The following is an 18,882-nucleotide window of genomic DNA, read 5'->3' as shown; positions in this document are numbered from 1 at the left end:
CGGACATTTGATGGGCTCACTCACGTATTGGACGCGCCTGGGCAGTTCAGTCTGGCGCGATAAGGTGCGATGATACCGGTTAGCTCAGTTCTGCACGCCAATAGTCCGGCGTTTGGATAAGGCCCCGCACCGTCATGCACGGAGTCGGCATCACCGAACGATGCCGTTGAGATACAGAGTCACGGATGAAAAAACGACACGAGCAGACCCAACGGCTGATCAGTTTCTGGATCGCCTCTCTTACCATGGTCACGCTGGCGCTCCTGCTCAGTGCCTGGACCGCCAGTTTCTCTCACGCCAACCGGAGTCAGGACCTTGCTGTCAGTGCCCTGGCCCGGGTGGTGGACATTCAATATGAGCGCGGCGTGCCGCTGGAGCAGATGGTGGTGTGGCTGCCGGATATGCTGAAAAGCTACCGGGCCCACGACTTTGTGCTGCTGCGGGGCGGTGAACCCATCTATCAGTGGCAACCGAAGAACGGCGTCGAAAAGCGCCCCGTGGTGACCTACCAGCGCACTCTGCGCAGCAACAACATTATGCAGATCACCCTGTATCGCCCCAAGCTGCTGCCCGGCTTTGGCTTCGAAGAGTGGGTGCTGATCGCCCTCGGTATCATCGCCTCCCTGGTGGTGGTGGTGGCGGGGACGCTGTGGCTGAACAAGGAGATGGCGGGGGTAGAGGTTCTGGCCTTCCGGGCCCGTCGAATTAATCGTGGTGAGGTGGACGCCGCGGGCCTGCCCCTGAAAGGCGAGCGCCCCCTGTCGGTCGGGCGCGCCATGATCAAGCTACACCGCATGTGGAAGCGAGAGCGCGAAGCCAAGCTGGAGCTGGATCGCCGCATCCGCGCCAACACCTTCCTCGACAGCGAGCTGGGCTTGGGCAACGCCATGTTCTTTGATAGCCGACTGCAGGCCCAGACCCACGGTGACATGATGGAGGGGCAGGGGATGGTCTGCCTGATCCAGTTCTCCGGTCTGGATGGGTTGCCAGTCAACTCCCGTTTGCCGATATTGCGCCAGTTTGTCGATCTTTGTGAGCCGCTGCTGGCGGAGCACAGCGATGGTGTGTTTGCCCGCCGCCACTGGTTGGAGCTGGCGCTGCTGATACCGATGCTGCCACTCAAAGAGGCGGAAGCCCTGGCGGCCCGCCTGCAACGCATTACCACCCGTCTCGACCTGCCCAAAGGCGCAGACGATGAACAGCTGGTGCACCTGGGGCTGGCGTATTACAACCAGGGTGACCGTCCGGACCAGGTGATGGAAGAGGCTGAAATGGCGCTGCGGGCGGCGCAGCTTCAGGGCCACAGCAACTGGTTTATGTACGACAAGGGCGCAGTGGACCGAGAGCTGGCGCAGGGCACAGTGCGGTGGCGCAGCCTGATTGAAAACGCGTTATCCCGTCGGGCGCTGGCGACTTTTTTCCAGCCGGTGAAAGGGCGGGACGGTGAACTGCTGTGCTACGAGATGTTCAGCCGCATGCGCGACGCTCAGGGGCAGTTGGTGCGCGCAGCGCTGTATCGACCCATGGCCCGCCGCTGCGGGCTGACGCCGCGGATTGAGCGGGTGCTGATGGAGCTGGGCCTGCAGCAGATGCGCAACAGCGACAGTCCGGTACCGTTCAGCGTCAACATCGCCGCCGAGTCCCTGATGCACCCGCGCTTTGGCAAGTCGGTCTCGATGCTGCTGGCCAACTACCAGGGCCGTCGTGGCCAGCTGATCCTGGAACTCAATGAGCGGGAGCTGGTGCAACACGCCAACGCCCTGGCTCCGGTGCTGCAGGAGCTCAAGCGGATCGGCGTTCAGCTGTCCGTGGATGGGGTGGGCCACACCGTTGAACGCACCGACTACATCGACCGCTTCGGCATTGACTGGATCAAACTGCACCCCAGCCTGGTTCGGCAGCTGCCGCTGCGGCCGGAAAACCAGTTGTTCATCACCAGCCTGATCCAGGCTGCCAACCTCTCCAAAGTGCAGGTGCTGGCGGAAGGCGTGGAAGAGGAATCGGAGTGGATCGCTCTGAAGGGATTAGGTGTGAACGGTGGTCAGGGTAACTATTTTGGTGAGGCCAGGCCCCATCAAGGTACTGAAGAGACCTGAGGCTGAAGGGATTTATGTCGCAATAATGGCGCCGTCAAAGTCTTGACGGCATAATATCCGCTTGCCAGACGCCTATCCGCTTGAGGAGAATGGTAAGCGCCTGTTATAAAAGATAAAAAGTTTCAGCATTATTTTTTGGGGTAGTCAGCCAGGACCGGATGACTTGGCTTCGACATCAGATAGGGGGCCTCAGTGCTCAAATGGTTTACAGGGAGGTCTGCCTCCGCTCCGCTGCTTGGCGGAGTCGTGCATGATGGCGGCGTTTCGCTGCTAAGCAGTCATGGTGAACTGGTGCAACTCGACGGTTGGCAACGGTCATCCTGGGCCGCTTTGGCTAAGCAACATGCTCCGGCACGCCTGCAATGGGTGCTGACTGACCCGCTCTATCAGATCCACGCGGTGGATCGCCCCAAAGTCGATGACAGTGAACTGGCCGCGGCGTTGCCGTTTGCGGTGAAAGACCTGGTCAACCTGCCCATCGACCGTATCCATCTCGATTACTTCCAACTGGCGGTACAGCCCTCCGGCAGCGACAAGCTGCAGGTGGTGGTGGCCGACAAGACCAAGCTGGCACGCCTGGCTGCCGCTCAGGATGATGCGGGCTTCCAACCCGGGGCCATCACCATCGAGGAGCTGGCCTTGGTCAACCTGCTGCCGGTGCATGCCCGACCGCAGATGCTGCTGTGGCACCGCCCCGGCCAGCCGCTCAAGCTGCTGATCGGTGCTGAAGGCCAGCTGCTGATGTACCGCCAGATCCGCGGTTTTAACCAGCTTGACCAGCTCAGTAATGCCGAGCTGGAACAGGGGCTGGTGGATGCCCTGTATCTGGAGCTGCAACGCTCCATCGACTACCTCGACCGACAGTTGCACCAGCCCGCCATTGCGGGCATCAGCCTGCTGTTGCCGTTGCCGCAACAGACGGTGATTCAGCGGTTGCTGACGCCGCAGCTGGAGGTGCCGATCCGGGCCCTGACCACCCAAGAGCATCCGGTCGATCACTGGCTGGCCCACGGAGCTGCCCTGGAGCGCATTGATGAAACGTCGAGTTAACCTCTACGCCGCGTCGCTGCTGCCGGAACGTGCCCGGCTGACGCTGTCGCGGCTGCTGATCGCCAGCGCGTCGTTGCTGGTGCTGCTGGTCTTGACCGGCGCCGTGTTGCAGTACCACGCCAGCGAGCTGAATGCCCAGCTGAGCGCCGCCCGTGCCGAGCAGAACGCGCAGAGCGCCGAACTGAGTCGGGTCACTGCCCAACTGCAGGCCCGTCAGCCCCGCGCTGAACTGGTGGCGGAAGTGGAGATGGCCCGCAAGCGGCTGGACAGCTTCAGCCGACTGGCCCAGGTGCTGGACCGGGATGCCCTGTTGACCCAGCCGGGCTTCTCCAACCTGATGGCCGATCTGGCCACCAGCGCCGACAACCAGGTGTGGTTGCAGCGCTTCCAGCTGGCCCAGAACCAGGTGCTGCTCAGCGGTCAGGCCCGTCGTGCTGCCGCGGTGCCGGCCTGGCTCGATAAGCTGGGTCAGCAACCCTCGTTGCAGGGCCGCGCGGTCAGCCAGCTCAGCATCCAGGGCGAAGCGGGCAAGCCGGTGCACTTTACCGCCGGTCACGGCCTGGCTGAGCCGGAGGGGCAATAACCATGACGCCATATTCCCAGTGGGCTGAGCGCTTTGCGGCGCTGTCCCAACGCGAACGAGCCCTGATTGCCGCCACCACTTTAGTGGGGCTGGCCATGCTGCTGTGGGCGCTGTGGTTGGAGCCGTTGATGGCCCGCAATGCCGCCAACACCAGCCAGCTTCAAAGCCTGCAGAGCCAAACCCAAACCATAGCCCGGGAAACCGAGCTGCTGCGCCAGCAGCTGAAGCAGGACCCCAACGCCGAACTGGAAACCGAGCTGGCCTCCCTGAAGCGGGAACTGGCTCGCCATCAGGAGGCGCTGAACGACGAGCTGGTTGACCTGATCCTCCCGGAGCAGATGTCTGCCGTACTGGCGCAGCTGCTGGCACGGACGGAAGGGGTCACCCTGATTGAGATGAGTATCCAGCCGCCGGTGGCACTGGTGGACGAGGGCGGCCTCTACCGTCATGGCGTCAAGCTGGTGCTGGAGGGCAGCTACTTCAAGCTCAAGGACGCACTGGAGCGGATGGAGCAGCTGGAACAACGTTTTTACTGGCGTTTCCTGGATTACCAGGTGACGCGTTATCCCAAGGCCCGGCTGCAGCTGCAACTGGACACCCTGGGCACCGAGGAGGAGCCGATCCGTGTGGGCATTCATACCGGCACTGTTGCTGCTGATCTTCCCCGCTGACGCGGCGCAGGATCCCACCCAACCGCCGACCTGGCTGAGCGGCCCGGCGGCTCAGTCACGTCCGTCCGGCGAGCTGCAAAGCATCCTGGTGGAGGGCAACAAGCGCCAGGCCGTGATCGGTGGACAGATTTATCGAGAGGGCGACCAATTTGGCGCCAGCCGGATCACGCAGATCCGGCGTGACGGCGTGGAGCTGAGCAATGGCCAGTTCCTCAGCCTGTTCCCCAAATTCAGCGAAAGGACTCAGGAGACCCGATGGGACTGACCATGCACAGGACAATCGCACTGGCGTTGTGTGCCAGCGCAATCGCGGGTTGCCAAAACTTACCCGAACAGCGGCCGGACCCGGTCGACAGCAAATCCGCCCTCAACGAAGCGGTGGAAGCGACCAAGCCCGTGGCCCCGCCGCCGGCGTTGTCGCCATTGCTGCAGCAGGAGCTCGAGGGGGGCAGTGCCCGGGTGCCGAGTCAGCCCCAGGCGCCGCGCATCGACGTGGCCGCCCGTGGCGTCGACGCCAAGCTGTTCTTTGCCAGCCTGGTGGATGACAGCCCTTACAGCGTGGCGATTCACCCGGCGGTGAGTGGCACCATTTCGCTGAACCTGCGCCGGGTCACCCTGGACGAAGTGCTGGACACGGTGCAGGACCTGTACGGCTACGACATCCGTCGTCAGGGCCGGGTACTGCAGATCTATCCGGCGGGGATGCGCAGCCAGACCTTCCCGGTGAACTACCTGCTGATGCAGCGTAATGGCCTGAGCCTGACTTCGGTCAACGCCGGTCGCCTGACCGACGAGAACAACAACAGCAGCAACGACAGCAACAGTAATTTCAGTAACCGCGGCAGTAACAACAACCGTGGCAGCAACAACAGCAATCGCCAGAGTAACTCCACCAACGGCACCTTTATCGAAACCCGCACCGAAACGGATTTCTGGAGCCAGCTGGAGCAAACCCTGGAGAAGATGATTGGCAGTGGCGATGGCCGCCAGGTGCTGACCCTGCCCCAGGCGGGTCTGGTGTCGGTGAAAGCCTACCCCCATGAGCTGCGTGAAGTGGAAAGCTTCCTGGGCCAGGCCCAGCAGAACCTGGAGCGTCAGGTGGTACTGGAAGCGCGCATCCTTGAAGTGGTGCTGAGCGACGGTTACCAGCAGGGCATCAACTGGAGCGAAGTGACCGGCAGCATCGGCAGCACCGACATCAGCTTTGGCACCAGTGAAGGCCAGTTCAGCAATGCGGTCACCGACGTTATTGGCGGCATCACCGGCATCAGTTTCACCGGCACTGACTTCAGTGCCGTGGTGACCCTGCTGGATACCCAGGGCGATGTGGACACCTTGTCCAGCCCGCGGGTGACTGCCATCAACAACCAGAAAGCGGTGATCAAAGTGGGGACCGACGAGTACTTCGTGACCGACATCAGCGCCACCACCGTGGCCTCGGACACCCCCATCACCACGCCGGATGTGGAGCTGACCCCGTTCTTCTCCGGCATCGCGCTGGATGTGACGCCGCAGATTGGCCAATCCGGTGAGGTGCTGCTGCACGTGCATCCGTCCGTCACCGACATCACCGAGCAGACCAAAACCATCACCGCGCTGGACACCACCCTGGAGCTGCCTTTGGCGCAAAGCCAGATCCGTGAGTCCGACACCATGATCCGCGCCCACAGCGGCGACGTGGTGGTGATTGGCGGCCTGATGAAGACCCTGCAGGAGCAGGTGGAATCCAAGGTGCCGCTGTTGGGCCAGATCCCCTTCCTGGGTGAACTGTTCACCAACCGCAGCCAACGCAACGTGAAAACCGAGCTGGTGATCCTGCTGCGCCCGACCATCGTCGAGCCTGGCACCTGGCAGAAGCAGCTGCAGCGTTCACAGCAAACCCTCGACGATTGGTATCCGAGCCAGAACTGATCCATGTACCTGTACCACTTCGGGCTGCGTGAGCTGCCCTTCACCCTGACCCCCAACACGCAGTTTTATTGCGAGTTGGCGCCGCACCAGGAGGCATTGCAGGTGTTGCACACCGCGCTGGCCGCCGGTGAGGGCTTTATCAAGGTCACCGGGGAAGTGGGCATGGGCAAAACCCTGCTGTGTCGCAAACTGCTGCGCGAGCTGGGTGAACGTTACCGGGTGGCCTACCTGCCCAACCCCTACCTCAGTCCTGACGAGATGCGTCGGGCGGTGGCGCAGGAGTTGGGCATCGCCAGCGGCGGTGATCAGCAGCAACTGACCAGCGCCATCAGCGAACGTCTGCTGGAACTGGCGATGGCCGGGCAGCAAGTGGTGCTGCTGCTGGATGAAGCGCAGGCGCTGCCGGACGAGACGCTGGAAGCCCTGCGACTGTTCACCAACCTGGAGACCGAGCGCTTCAAGCTGCTGCAGATGGTGATGTTTGGTCAGCCGGAGCTGGATGTGCGGCTGGCTCAGCCGCAGCTGCGCCAGTTGCGCCAGCGCATCACCTTCTCCTACGCCCTGCGCGGGCTGACCCGGGAGGAGTGTGGGGCGTATCTGTCGCACCGCCTGAAGATGGCCGGGTATCAGGGCGACAACCTGTTCAGCCCGGGCCAGGTGGAGGGGCTGTGGCGCGCCAGTGGTGGCGTGCCGCGCCTGCTGAACGTACTGGGCCATAAGGTGCTGATGCTCAGCTTTGGCCGGGGTGAGTTCCGCATCGACAACACCATTTTGAGTGCCGCCGTGGCGGACACCGAGGCGGCCCAGCCCTGGCAGAGCCAATGGCAGCGCTACCGCCTGTGGGCGCTGGTGGTGCTGGCGGTGGTGCTGCTGGGCACAGGACTGGCGCTGCGGCTGTGGCCGGAGGCGCTGGCATGAGCGTGATCAACGACACCCTGAAAGCGCTGGAGCTGCGCGGCGGCCGAGGTGCCCTGCCCAAGGCGGTGAATGTGCCGGCCAGCCAGTCCGGTCGTCGTCCGCTGCCGCGGGTGGCGTTGTTGCTGGTGGTGCTGCTGATTGCGGTGGCCTGGGCCTGGTGGCCCACCGTTGCCCGGCTGCTGGCCAATGCGCCGGTGGAGCCGGTGGTTGAGGCCCATGACGTGGCCGTTGAACCGGTGGCTGAGGTGCATCAGGCGGCGGTGGAGAGCGTGGCCGAAGTGACCGAAACGGTGTTGGCCGATGACGCCAGCTCCGAGGCTTCCCCTGCGGCGCCGACGGTTGCGGTTGAGCCGGTTACCCCGCCTCAGCCGGCACCCCCGACCGAGCCGATGGCCGAGCCGGTGGCTCAGCTGATGCCAGCGCCCGAGCACAAGCCGGAAGCCAAGCCTGAGCCAGAGCCAAAACCGGAAGCTAAGTCGGAAGCGAAGCCGGAACCGGCCGAGCCGCAGCTGGCGATTCAGCAATCGCTGCTGAGTCCGGCGGAGCAGGCCCGGCAGCTGTGGCAGCAGGCGCAGCAAGCCGACAACCCGGAGCCCATGCTGGAGCAGGCGTTGGCGCTGGACCCGCACCTGCATCCGGCGCGGCTGGCACTGATTGAGCGCCTGTCGCAGCGTGGCGAAGGGGATGACCTTCTGCTCAGTGCCGCGCGGGACTATCCGCAACAGGCGGCGTACCCGGTACTGGCAGCGGAACTGGCGCTGGCGGCCGGTGACAATACCCTGGCCGAACAGTGGCTGAGCTGGTCACAACGGCTGGTGCCGGAGCCGGACTGGCGCGCCCGCCGTGCGGTGGTGGCGCAACAACTGGGCTGGCTGGAGCTGGCCAGTGAAGATTACCTGGCGCTGCTCAATGCAGAGCCGATGCGGGGCACCTGGTGGTTTGGTCTGGGCTACGCCCGGGACGCCGGGCGTGACCTGAACGGGGCGGAAACCGCCTACCGCAAAGCCTTGGCCAGTACCGATCTGAGTCAACAGGCCCGTGAATTTGTTCGTGATCGTCTGACCGTGCTGGAGAACCGATGAAAGCCAAATTGAAACAACGCTTGGGCGATCTGCTGGTCAGTGAAGGGATCATCTCCGAAGCCCAGCTGATGGAAGCGCTGGCGGCGCAGAAGCAGAGCGGCCGCAAACTGGGCCGTACCCTGATCGACCTGCACCTGATCAGCGAAGAGCAGCTGCTGAGCTTTCTGGCCCAGCAGATGAACATCGAGTTTCTCGACCTGAGCGCGCACCGCATAAAACCGGAGCTGGTGCAGCTGCTGCCGGAGGTGCACGCCCGCCGCTACCGCGCGCTGGTGGTGGCCGGTGACGACAACGAACTGACGGTAGCGATGAGTGACCCGGCGGACCTGGCCGCCATCGATACCCTGGAAACCCTGCTGGCGCCCCGTCACGTCAATCTGGCGGTGGCCACCGAAGGGCAGCTGCTGGACGCCTTCGACAACCTGTATCGCCACACCGACAAGATCGCCTCCATCGCCGGTGAGTTGCATGAGGAGTACAGCGCCCAGAGCGACTTCAGCCTGGATGCGCTGGTGGCCGAGGACGCCGATAACGACACCACCGTGGTGCGCCTGCTGCAATCCATCTTCGAGGATGCGGTGCAGGTGCGGGCCTCGGACATCCACATCGAACCGGACGAGAAGCTGCTGCGCATCCGGTACCGGGTGGATGGCCAGCTGATGGAAACCACCCTGTCCGAATACCGGGTGGCCAATGCGCTGGTGCTGCGCATTAAGCTGATGGCGGGCCTCGACATCTCCGAGAAGCGCCTGCCCCAGGATGGCCGCTTCCATATGTCGGTGAAGAACCACGAGATCGACGTGCGCCTCTCCACCATGCCGGTGCAGTTTGGTGAGTCGGTGGTGATGCGTCTGCTTGACCAGTCCGCCGGTTTGCTGCGACTGGAAGAGACCGGCATGCCGGCTGATCTGATCAGCCGGGTGCGCAACCAGATTAAGCGTCCCCACGGGATGATCCTGGTGACCGGCCCCACCGGTTCAGGTAAAACCACCAGCCTCTACGCCATGCTCAACGAGCTGAACCAGGCGGAAAGCAAGATCATCACGGTGGAAGACCCGGTGGAATACCGCCTGCCGCGGATCAGCCAGGTTCAGGTGAACCACAAAATCGGCCTCGACTTCTCCTCGGTGCTGCGTACCACGCTGCGTCAGGACCCGGACATCATCATGGTGGGGGAGATGCGTGACCAGGAAACCGTTGAGATTGGCCTGCGTGGCGCCCTGACCGGTCACCTGGTGCTGTCGACCCTGCACACCAACGACGCCATCAGCTCCACCCTGCGCCTGATCGACATGGGCGCGGCGCCCTATCTGGTCGCCAGTGCGCTGCGGGCCATCATTGCCCAGCGCCTGGTGCGTCGCGTTTGCCCCCACTGTGCCCAGCCTCACGAGCTGAGCCCGGGGGAGAAGGCCTGGTTGAGCCATGTCGGTGGCGAGGCGTTGCTGAGCGAAAGCTTCAAGCGTGGCCGTGGCTGTCAGCACTGCAATCAGAGCGGCTACCGCGGCCGCATCGGGGTCTACGAGATGCTGGAGCTGGACGAACCGATGGTGGAGGCACTGCGCCGGGCCAACCCGGACGCCTTTGCTCAGGCGGTGCGCCAGAGTGGCCAGTTCCGGCCGCTGGCGCTGGCGGCGCTGGATTACGCCCGCCAGGGCATCACCACCCTGGAGGAGGCGATGCGACTGGTGGAAGACGCCAGTGATCTGGGCGGTGCGCTGGCGCAACGCGTAACCGACGGCGAGGTGCGCTGAGATGGCTCACTACCGCTATCGTGGCCGGGATGAAACCGGCGCGCTGGTGAACGGCGTGCTGGAGGCGGCCAATGAGAGCGCCGCCGCCGACCAGTTGATGCGGCGCGCCATCATCCCCCTCAGTCTGGAGGGGGTAAAACCGCAAAGTGATTTCGATTGGCGCGGGTTGTTCCAGCGCCCGGTGCCGCTGGCAGAGCTGCTGATGTTTACCCGCCAGATGCTGTCACTGACCCGTTCCGGCATTCCGCTGCTGCAGGCTCTGGCCGGGCTGGTGGAATCCCAGCGCCACCCCCTGATGGCGGCGGCCCTGAAAGACATTGTTGAGCAGCTGACGGCGGGGCGCCCCCTGTCGGCGGCGCTGAACCAGCACCCGCGGGTGTTCAATGCCCTGTACGTGGCGATGGTGCACGTGGGGGAAAACACCGGCCGATTGGACCAGGCGTTTGAGCGACTGTCCGACCACCTTGAGCAGGAGCAGGACACCCGTCGCCGGATCCAGTCCGCGATGCGTTATCCGCTGCTGGTGCTGGGCTTTATTGCCATCGCGGTGGCGGTGCTGAACATCCTGGTGATCCCCAAGTTCGCCCAGATGTTTGCCAAGTTCGGTGCCGAGTTGCCGCTGCCGACCCGCATCCTGATCGCCACCTCGGACTTTTTCGTGACCTGGTGGCCGGCGATTCTGCTCGGCCTGCTGGCCAGCATCATCGGGTTGCGGGTCTGGCTGAGTTCCGACGCCGGGCGACTGCGCTGGGACAGCTGGAAGCTGCGCCTGCCGATTGTGGGCTCCATTGTCAGCCGCGCCAGCCTGGGCCGCTTTGCCCGCAGTCTGTCGATGATGCTGCGCGGCGGTGTGCCGGTGAACCAATCCCTGTCGCTGGTGGCGGACGCGGTGGACAACCGCTTTATGCATGACCGGATCATCGGCATGCGTCGCGGCATTGAGGCCGGTGACACCATCAGTCGCACAGCAGTGGGGGCGGAACTCTTTACCCCGCTGGTGCTGCAGATGATGGCGGTGGGCGAGGAGACCGGCCGCATCGACGAACTGCTGGACGATGTGGCGGCGTTCTATGAGCGCGAAGTGGATTACGAACTGAAGGGGCTGACCGCCAAGATTGAACCGGTGTTGCTGGTGCTGGTGGCCGGTATGGTGCTGGTGCTGGCTTTGGGCGTGTATCTGCCGATGTGGGACATGTTCAACGCCGTGCAGGGCCGCTGATGAACCGACAGGAACGGGCCAGCGGCGAGCTGTTTCGGGCCTGGCATCTGGGCCTGGTGCTGTTGGTGGTGGCGCTGGTGATGGCCGCCGCATTGAGCTTGTTGGAACGCGGGCCTGAAGTGCCGGGCAACGTGGTCCAGAGCCGTTGGCTGCAATCCCTCAACTGGGTGCGTGGCCAGTGGTTGCAGTCACCCCACGCGGACCGGATGGACTGGAAGAGTCCCGATGGCCGACAGGTGGTGCTGACCATCGACCCGGTGACCGGCTGGCCGCAGCCGACACCGGATTGTGAATACCTGTGGCAGGCCCTGATGGGTCAGCCCGCAGAAGGGCTGGTAACCGGCATTGAGCGGCCGGACTCCGCCCCCGATGGCTGTCGCTATCGCCTCGGCGATCGCACGGTCATGACCTATTTTGGTCGCACCGGCAGCGTCATTCTGACCGGCAACGACTGAAAGACCCCGTCTTGGAAAGGCGGATACGACAACGACGACTGGCATGGGCCTTATCTAAGGAGGGGCAGATGAACAAACAACGGGGTTTTACCTTTGTTGAAATGGTGATTGTGGTGGTGATCCTCGGGATCCTGGCGGCGGTTGCGCTGCCACGCTACCTCAATGTGACGGATGAGGCGGAGAAAGCCTCCAGCGAAGGGGTCGCCGGTGGCGTCGCTTCCGCGGTGGGCATTGTGCGTGCCCAGTGGGAAGTGGAAGGTCGTCCCAGTGGCAGTGTTGTGGTGGATGGCCTCAGTGTGGACGTCAACCAGTTTGGTTACCCCAGCGGTGGCAACGCCCCGGAGGGCATGACCGCGGCAGCCTGCCAGACCGTGTTTAACGACATCCTGCAAAGCCCGCCGGCCAACGTGCTGTCCAATGAAGACGCCCGCCAGGCCCGCTACGCGGTGTCCGTTGATGGCGGCCAGGGTGGCAGCGTGGTGGACCCCAATGGCAACACCGTCGATAACGTTGACCTGTGTGTCTACCACCTGGCCAGAACGCTGGACCTGAACGACAGCACCGGTGTGCCCGGTGACGACGCCGTGACCGTGGGTAAAGGCTTTACCTACAACCCGGCTTCCGGTCAGGTGGTCTCCTTCAATAACTGAGGGAGCGCGTTACGACGTCGTATCACGCAGTAACGAATCCGGCGGTTCGCCCCGACCCCCAGGGCGTACCGCTGAGTGCTGTCTCCCTGTGTTCACTCACCAGTGACGCAGGGTGGCAGACAAGGACAACGGCAGACCGTGCCAGCGCACGCTGCCGTCGGTAATGGAAACCCCGCCACCCGGCATTAAGCCGGAGGGCGAAAAATGATAATCAGATCCTTAACAGAGTCTCTTTGGGAGCAACTATGAAACGTCAACAAGGTTTTACCCTGATCGAACTGGTGGTGGTGATCATCATCCTCGGCATCCTGGCCGTGACCGCCGCACCGAAATTCATCAACCTGCAGAAGGACGCCCGTGTGGCCACCCTGAGCGGTGTGGAAGGCGCGCTGAAGGGCGGTAACGCTCTGGTCTACTCCAAGGCCGCTATCCAGGGCAAAGAAGTGGGCGATGCCACCATCGATCTGAACGGTGACGGCACTGACGAAACCAACACCTACAACGGTTACGTCAAAGACACCGCCGGTATCGTGGCCATTCTGGAAGACGCCACCATCTCTTCCGAAGCCAACACCACCTGGCAGGTCGAGGCTGGCCAGGGCACTGGTGAGTTCCTGATCTACGACCACAACACCAGCAACAACGAGTGTGCGGTTCAGTACACCGCCCCGGCTGCCGCTGGCGACACTCCGACCTACGAGCTCATCAAAACTAAGTGCTGATGAGCCACCCGTGCAGCCCGCGCAACAGGGCGGGCTTCACTCTGGTTGAACTGGTCACCATCATCGTGTTGGTGACCATTCTCAGCGTGTTTGCCCTGTCCCGCCTTTTGGGGCCCTCGCAGTTTGCCACCTTTGCCGCCCGGGATGCCCTGGTGGCGGAGCTTCGGCGTCTGCAACAGGGGGCGTTGGCGGGACAGAGCTGCACCTTGTCGGTGACCCCGACCCAATTTTCCCTCACTGGCCCCTGTGCCGGTGAGGATCCTTATGCCCTGCAACGGGCCTCCCTCTCCCTGGCCGGCAGCACCACCTTTAACGTCACCATGGATGGCCTGGGCCGGCCCTCCGGTGCCTGCGCCGGCGGCTGTGATATCGCCGTGGTGGGAGAGAGTCCGCAAACCGTGCGGATCGAATCCGAGGGCTATGTTCATGGCCTGTAAGCGTCCCACCGCCGGATTCACCCTGATCGAGATGGTGGTCGGCATGGTGGTGCTGGCCATCGCCCTGGTGTTGATGGCCACCCTGCTATTCCCGCTGGCGGAGCGTTCCGCCATGGGCCTGCAGCGCGCCAAAGCGGCGCAGCTGGGCCAGGCGGTGCTGGCGGAGCTGGCGGGTCGTCGCCTCGACACCCAGACGCCGGTAGGGGGAGGCCCGGTCGCCACCCTGACCTGCTGCGCCGACAATGCCGCGGTGTGCGCGGCGGCCGCTGCCAACCCCAATGACCCCGGCAGCTGGGAGCTGCTGGATCGCTTCGATGGCTTCAGCGGCCGGGCCGATGCCCTGCTCGGTGGCGACCTCTACAACGGCTTTACCGTGTCGATCGCCGTGCGCTGCCAGGCGGACACCGCGCTGGGGGCAAACTGGCCCGGTGGCGCCAAGCTGGTGGAGGTGAGCGTCAACTCCCCGGCCGGTGAGCGGCTGGAGTTTGCCCAGGTTCGGGGGAACTACTGATGCCCGCCGCCCGACGTTGCGCCGCCCCGCGCCAGACCGGCCTGACCCTGATTGAACTGGTGGTCACCATGCTGGTGATGGGGATCCTGGCCCTGGGCGTGACCGGCTTTCTCACCTTTGGCACCCGGATCTACGTCGACAGCCAAGCCTGGCAACAGGAGCTGGGCAATGTGCGCTACGCTGCCCAGCGCCTCAGCCGCGAAGTGCGGGATGCACTGCCCGGTTCGGTGGTGGTGACGCAAAACAGCCTGACCTTCCGTCCCATCCTGACCGCGGAACGCTACTTGGCCGCGCCGGTTCCCGGTGCCGGAAACGCCATCCTGGCCTATGCGCCTGCCTGCTGTACCGCCAGCAGTTGTGCCCCCTGTGAAGGGCAGACTCTGGCACTGATGGACAACTACCAGCCGGTGCTGCGTGAGATCACCAGCCAGACCTGTCAGGGCAGCGATTGCGAACGGGTGCGATTGACCCTGGATTCGGCGCTCACCACGGGCCCCTTCTCCGCCGCCCAGCGCTACTACCTGGTGGGCGATGAGGTGCAGTGGCGGCTGGATGGCAACGGCGATCTGCGCCGCAATGGTGTGCTGATGGGCGAGGGGATCACTAACGCCACTACCGGCTGCGATCGGTCCGACCTCAACGATCCCGATTGTCCCTTTATCGAAGTGCCCCCCAGCCTCAGCCGCAACAACCTGGTGCGGTTGCAGTGGTGGGTGAACGCCGGTGACCAGAACCAACGCTTTGTTCAGGAGGTGCAGCTTGAAAATGTGCCTTAAACATCAGGGCGGTTCGGCGCTGGTGATGGCGGTGTTCGTCCTGACCGTGATGCTGCTGCTGGGCACCGCGCTGTTGCGCAGCCTGGCTCAGGAGAGCGACAACGTTGGCCTGGAAGTGACCGGCACCCGCAGCTGGGCGGCGGCGCAAAGCGGCATCGACTGGGCGCTGGCGCAAACTCTTAACCGGAGCACCACTGCGGCCAGCGCCGCGTGTGCGGCGGCCAACACCACTCTGAGCCCCGGAAACGGCCTGGCCGACAGCGCGGCCTTCGACCGTTGCCGGGTCACCGTGACCTGCGACTACCGTGCGGCTTTTGCTAGTGACGAGGCGCAGCATGGTTTTGAATTGAGCGCCAGCGCCGAGTGCGGGGCGGATACCCTGCGAGTCAGTCGCACTGTAGAGGCTTTGGCGTATGACTAGTTGGCGCCCATTACTGGCCCTGTTGCTGACACTGTGGACCCCGCTGGCCATGGCATTGGCGCAGTGCGATCTGATCTTCACCAAACCGCCGTCGGGGGACCATGAGGACAACATTGTGCTGCCGCCCAATACGGAGGCGGATGGTTCCCTGTATGTGGAATCCAAGTGCAACGGCCAGGGGCTGTGTAACTCGCCCTATCGGCTCAGCCCGACCCGGGACTACTACTTCGACACCCTCAGTATCGTTGGCTCCGGTAACAGCGAAGCGCAGCTGACCATCCCGGACTCGCCGGATGGGGTCAGCACCCGGCTGTTCGTCAACTCGTTGGAGATTGATCACGGCAGCCTGAACTGGAATGGTGCACCGGAAGATCTGGTGATCATCGTTTACGGTGATGCGGTGTTCACTCAGGCCAAAATCAAGGGGATCCTCTACGCCGATGACGACGTCAGCCTGACCGGCCAGGTCCAGTTCGAGGGGCTGATTGCCGCCGGGGATGACTACAAGGCTGAGGGCAACAGTAACGTGATGGTCGACCTGGACGCTCTGGATAAGGGCGACCTGTCGGGCATCTGTGAGAATGCGCCACCGCTGCTGGCCTTTGGTACCGCTCAGCTGGACAGCAACGGCAATGGCAGCGTCAGTTTCGAGGCGCGGGTTACTCCGCCGGTGCTGTTTCTGACCCCGGCCATCAGTCCGACCAATACCAATAACCAGGGGGCCACGACGGTCCGGGTGGTGGATTATGTGCAGGACAGCAATGGCCAGTATGTTGGTGTGAATATCGCCCAGATGGATCCGCCCCGGCGCAGTGGCGCCATTGTGCCCGGTGCGCTGGGCAGCGTGGATTATTTGCTGGCCTCAGAAGGGATCCATCGCTACAGCGGCCCTGGCAATGACCAACTGGTGCTGGAGGTGGGCCGTATCAGCAGCGGGCGCTACCAGGGCAAGCGGGCCGGAGACAGCAGCCTGGGCATCAGCAGTGGCTGGGAGACCGTGAATTTCACCGCGGGCGAGCGTGGTACGCCGGCGCTGCTGACCCAGATGCAAAGTCTGGAGCCGGGCCTGTTTCAAACCGTCACTGCCCGCAGTGTGTCTTCCGGTTCGGCCCAGCTCACCATTGAGCACAGCGAGACCAGTGCCCAGCTGACTCGCAAGCAAACCATTGGCTATCTGGCGGCCTGGGGCGGTGGACAGATCACCCTGCCGGACGGCGTGACCCGCCAGGTGGCGGCAGGAACCGGGCTGACCCACGACCGTGGCTCGCGCACCCGCGACCTGCAAACCCAGTGCAACCACCTCAACGACTTCCCGGCGCCCTTTGCCCGGCCGCCGCTGTTCTGGAGCAACCGCAACACCCGCAATGGGGGTGACGGTGGCTGGGCCCGCCGCTGTCAGTTGACCAGCACTCAGTTCAGCGTGGTGAACGATGAAGACCAGGCGCTGGATCTGGAGCGCTCCCACTACGCCGAAAGCGTCGGCTATCTGGCCATCGAGGCCGCCGCACAGAGTCAGCTGTACTACCGCATTGAACATGATGGCGATGCCGTCACCTGTCAGGGCGAGCCGGTCACCATCAAGGTGTGCAACGACGCCGACTGCAACGCACTGGCCACCCAGCCGGTGAACGTTATCCTGAGTCCCGCTACGGGCTGGGAGGGGGGCAACAGCCTGACGGTTACCGGCCAGGCCACGGCGGTGCTGTGGCAGGGGCAACCGGGCGCCGTCAACGTATCCCTGACCGGTGGCGTGGCCGGACCGGCCAGCTGCCTGGTGGGGGGCACCGAAGTGGGCAGCAACCAGTGCATCATCAACTACCAGCGCAGCGCGCTGCTGCTGGAGCCGGGCGCGCCGCTGGGGTGTCGGGATGAAACCCTGGTGGTGAAAGCGGTACGGGCCAGCGACAGCGACCCGCGCCAGTGCGTGCCGGCCATGACCGGCCCGCAATCGGTGGACTTCACTCTGTCGGCCCTGAGCCCGGCAGCGCCGGTGGGCAACCCGGTGTTCCGGCTCGGCGGTCAGGTCCTGCCGTTTAATACCAGCCAGAGCCGCACCCTGACCTTTAACCGCAATGGCGAAGCCACCCTGGCGGCCAACTACAGTGATGTGGGGCAGTTGTCACTGGCGGCCCGGTATCAGCAGGATCAGTCCGGTGAAGACATTGAACTGGCGGGCAGCAGTGACTTTGTGGTGGCGCCAGCCGGGCTGCACCTGTCCAGCCCTGATAGCAACGCGCTGTGTGCCAGCGGCGACGCCAGTTGCAGCGCCTTTGTGGCGGCGGGCACGGACTTCAATGTCAGCGTAACGCCGGTGTGTTGGCAGCGTGATGGCGATACCGACTTCAGTGACAACCCGGTGGTGCAGAACTTTGTCCACAGCGGCGTACCGATAGAGCCACAACTGGTGGCGCCTTCCGGTGGTCAACCCAGCACCAGCGGTTCGGTGTCGGTGCCGGTGCAACTGAACAAAGTGCCGCTGGCCACGACTCAGGTCAGTGAGGTGGGCAACTATCGCTGGCAGCTGGCGGCCAACGCCGGGGGCCAGCGCCAGATTGACTATATGGGCCGCACCATAGCCGCGTATTCGGCGGACACCCTAGGCCGCTTTACCCCCGCTTATCTGGCGGTGGTGCCCAATGTGCCCAGCCTGGCGGGCTGCAACGGCATGGGGTATCTGGCTCAGCCGCTGGGCTTTGCCACGGCACCGCGACTGACCGTCAAGGGGGTGAACGCCAATGGTCAGGTGACCCAGAACTACAACAGCGCGTTCTGGCGTCTGTCCACCGCTCTGACCCCGCGCAGCTATGCCGATGCCAGCGGCCGTCCCGCCATCGATGAGGCGCTGGCGGGCACCCTGCGTGAGGACAACGTGGGGGACACCAGCAAAGACCGGGAGCTGTGGCTGGAGGGGACCCAGATCGCCTATCGTCGCAGCCCGGCTCTGGTGGCCCCATTCGACGCCGAAGTGGACATGACCATCGACGCCTCAGCCCTGACCGATCAGGACGGCATCTGTTACGGCGACGGCAGCCGCTGCGATGCGCTGGTGATTGAAAACATCGGTGGTCTGGAGGCGCGCTACGGCCGGTTGGTGCTGGATAACGTGTACGGTACTGAAAGCCAGGCGCTGACCCTGCCGGTGCGGGCGGAGTACTACGACGGCAGCCAGTTCGTCCGTAACGGCCTGGACAGCTGCACTCCCTACCGGGCCAGCAGCCTCAGTGCGGCCGACGGTGCCCTGAGCGTCAGTGGTGGTGGCACCCTGTCTGCGGGCCGGGGGCGCGTTACCATCGCGCCGGCGGGGCGGGTGCTGGACACATTAGTGGAATATCAGCTGGCCTATCCCCACTACCTGCAGTGGTATTGGGGCCGTGCAGCGGCTCAGGATGACGTTGCCCGTCAGTGCGTTGCAGCGGATGGCAGCACTGACCGATTATGCAATCCGAAAGCTCGGGTGACATTTGGTCGCTATCGTGGACATGACAAGGTTATTTTTCGGCGGGAAAGGCTGAGCGACTAGTTTTGGGGCGGGCCTGCAGCCCGATCCGGGCTGGAAGAATGATCCCAGACACGCCTGCACGGGTTGACTCGATCAGCCCCGCAAGCCAGAGCAGATGCGGCTTGTGGAT

Annotated in this window: 18 protein-coding genes; all 18 read left to right on the top strand. The window is 63.9% G+C overall.

What is annotated here, in order from left to right:
* Positions 1-185: 185 nt before the first annotated feature.
* The 18 genes from FBAL_RS17810 to FBAL_RS17725 all read left to right on the top strand — a co-directional run bounded on the left by FBAL_RS17810 (position 186) and on the right by FBAL_RS17725 (position 18,773).
* Entirely contained in the window at positions 186-2,096 is a 1,911-nt protein-coding gene (locus FBAL_RS17810) for an EAL domain-containing protein (protein WP_013346986.1), read from the top strand.
* Positions 2,097-2,387: 291 nt separating this feature from the next.
* On the top strand, positions 2,388-3,146 hold the full coding sequence (locus FBAL_RS17805) for a hypothetical protein (protein ID WP_148226779.1): 759 nt from the start codon (positions 2,388-2,390) through the stop codon (positions 3,144-3,146).
* Complete coding sequence (locus tag FBAL_RS17800; RefSeq protein ID WP_013346984.1) at positions 3,130-3,729, top strand: PilN domain-containing protein; 600 nt, start codon at positions 3,130-3,132, stop codon at positions 3,727-3,729. Before FBAL_RS17805 ends, FBAL_RS17800 begins: the two co-directional genes overlap by 17 nt.
* Positions 3,730-3,731: 2 nt before the next feature.
* Positions 3,732-4,400 carry a type II secretion system protein GspM gene (gspM, locus tag FBAL_RS17795; RefSeq protein WP_013346983.1) on the top strand — a complete coding sequence of 223 codons (669 nt, stop codon included), beginning with the start codon at positions 3,732-3,734 and terminating at the stop codon, positions 4,398-4,400.
* Positions 4,354-4,665: a hypothetical protein gene (locus FBAL_RS17790; RefSeq protein WP_013346982.1), complete on the top strand. Its 312-nt coding sequence runs from the start codon at positions 4,354-4,356 to the stop codon at positions 4,663-4,665. Before gspM ends, FBAL_RS17790 begins: the two co-directional genes overlap by 47 nt.
* Entirely contained in the window at positions 4,656-6,311 is a 1,656-nt protein-coding gene (gene mshL, locus FBAL_RS17785) for a pilus (MSHA type) biogenesis protein MshL (RefSeq protein WP_013346981.1), read from the top strand. Before FBAL_RS17790 ends, mshL begins: the two co-directional genes overlap by 10 nt.
* A 3-nt stretch (positions 6,312-6,314) precedes the next feature.
* Positions 6,315-7,229 carry an ExeA family protein gene (locus FBAL_RS17780; RefSeq protein ID WP_013346980.1) on the top strand — a complete coding sequence of 305 codons (915 nt, stop codon included), beginning with the start codon at positions 6,315-6,317 and terminating at the stop codon, positions 7,227-7,229.
* Positions 7,226-8,311, top strand: coding sequence for a tetratricopeptide repeat protein (locus FBAL_RS20490; protein WP_013346979.1), 1,086 nt, complete (start codon positions 7,226-7,228; stop codon positions 8,309-8,311). The genes FBAL_RS17780 and FBAL_RS20490 overlap by 4 nt, the downstream gene beginning before the upstream one ends.
* Positions 8,308-10,062, top strand: coding sequence for a GspE/PulE family protein (locus FBAL_RS17770; RefSeq protein WP_013346978.1), 1,755 nt, complete (start codon positions 8,308-8,310; stop codon positions 10,060-10,062). Before FBAL_RS20490 ends, FBAL_RS17770 begins: the two co-directional genes overlap by 4 nt.
* 1 nt (position 10,063) lies before the next feature.
* Positions 10,064-11,281, top strand: coding sequence for a type II secretion system F family protein (locus FBAL_RS17765; RefSeq protein ID WP_013346977.1), 1,218 nt, complete (start codon positions 10,064-10,066; stop codon positions 11,279-11,281).
* Positions 11,281-11,736 carry a hypothetical protein gene (locus FBAL_RS17760; RefSeq protein ID WP_013346976.1) on the top strand — a complete coding sequence of 152 codons (456 nt, stop codon included), beginning with the start codon at positions 11,281-11,283 and terminating at the stop codon, positions 11,734-11,736. The genes FBAL_RS17765 and FBAL_RS17760 overlap by 1 nt, the downstream gene beginning before the upstream one ends.
* Before the next feature lie 68 nt (positions 11,737-11,804).
* Positions 11,805-12,386, top strand: a complete 582-nt coding sequence (locus tag FBAL_RS17755) for a type II secretion system protein (RefSeq protein WP_013346975.1) — start codon at positions 11,805-11,807, stop codon at positions 12,384-12,386.
* A 245-nt stretch (positions 12,387-12,631) separates the two neighbouring features.
* A complete protein-coding gene (locus FBAL_RS20765) occupies positions 12,632-13,108 on the top strand; it encodes a prepilin-type N-terminal cleavage/methylation domain-containing protein (RefSeq protein ID WP_013346974.1) in 477 nt (158 codons plus the stop codon).
* Entirely contained in the window at positions 13,108-13,545 is a 438-nt protein-coding gene (locus FBAL_RS20330; RefSeq protein WP_013346973.1) for a type II secretion system protein, read from the top strand. Before FBAL_RS20765 ends, FBAL_RS20330 begins: the two co-directional genes overlap by 1 nt.
* The gene (locus FBAL_RS17740) at positions 13,535-14,056 is read left to right on the top strand and encodes a type IV pilus modification PilV family protein (RefSeq protein WP_013346972.1); all 522 of its coding nucleotides are present in this window, start codon (positions 13,535-13,537) and stop codon (positions 14,054-14,056) included. The genes FBAL_RS20330 and FBAL_RS17740 overlap by 11 nt, the downstream gene beginning before the upstream one ends.
* Complete coding sequence (locus FBAL_RS19740; protein ID WP_013346971.1) at positions 14,056-14,832, top strand: PilW family protein; 777 nt, start codon at positions 14,056-14,058, stop codon at positions 14,830-14,832. Before FBAL_RS17740 ends, FBAL_RS19740 begins: the two co-directional genes overlap by 1 nt.
* A complete protein-coding gene (locus tag FBAL_RS19735; RefSeq protein WP_049779586.1) occupies positions 14,822-15,253 on the top strand; it encodes a hypothetical protein in 432 nt (143 codons plus the stop codon). Before FBAL_RS19740 ends, FBAL_RS19735 begins: the two co-directional genes overlap by 11 nt.
* Positions 15,246-18,773 (top strand): DUF6701 domain-containing protein, encoded by a 3,528-nt coding sequence (locus tag FBAL_RS17725; RefSeq protein WP_013346969.1) that lies wholly within the window; start codon positions 15,246-15,248, stop codon positions 18,771-18,773. The genes FBAL_RS19735 and FBAL_RS17725 overlap by 8 nt, the downstream gene beginning before the upstream one ends.
* Positions 18,774-18,882 lie beyond the last annotated feature (109 nt).

It is taken from the genome of Ferrimonas balearica DSM 9799 (genome assembly GCF_000148645.1).
Taxonomy (GTDB): Bacteria; Pseudomonadota; Gammaproteobacteria; order Enterobacterales; family Shewanellaceae; genus Ferrimonas; species Ferrimonas balearica.
The sequence above is the reverse complement of the archived record's forward strand: the minus strand, read 5'-3'. Positions and strand labels throughout refer to the sequence as shown.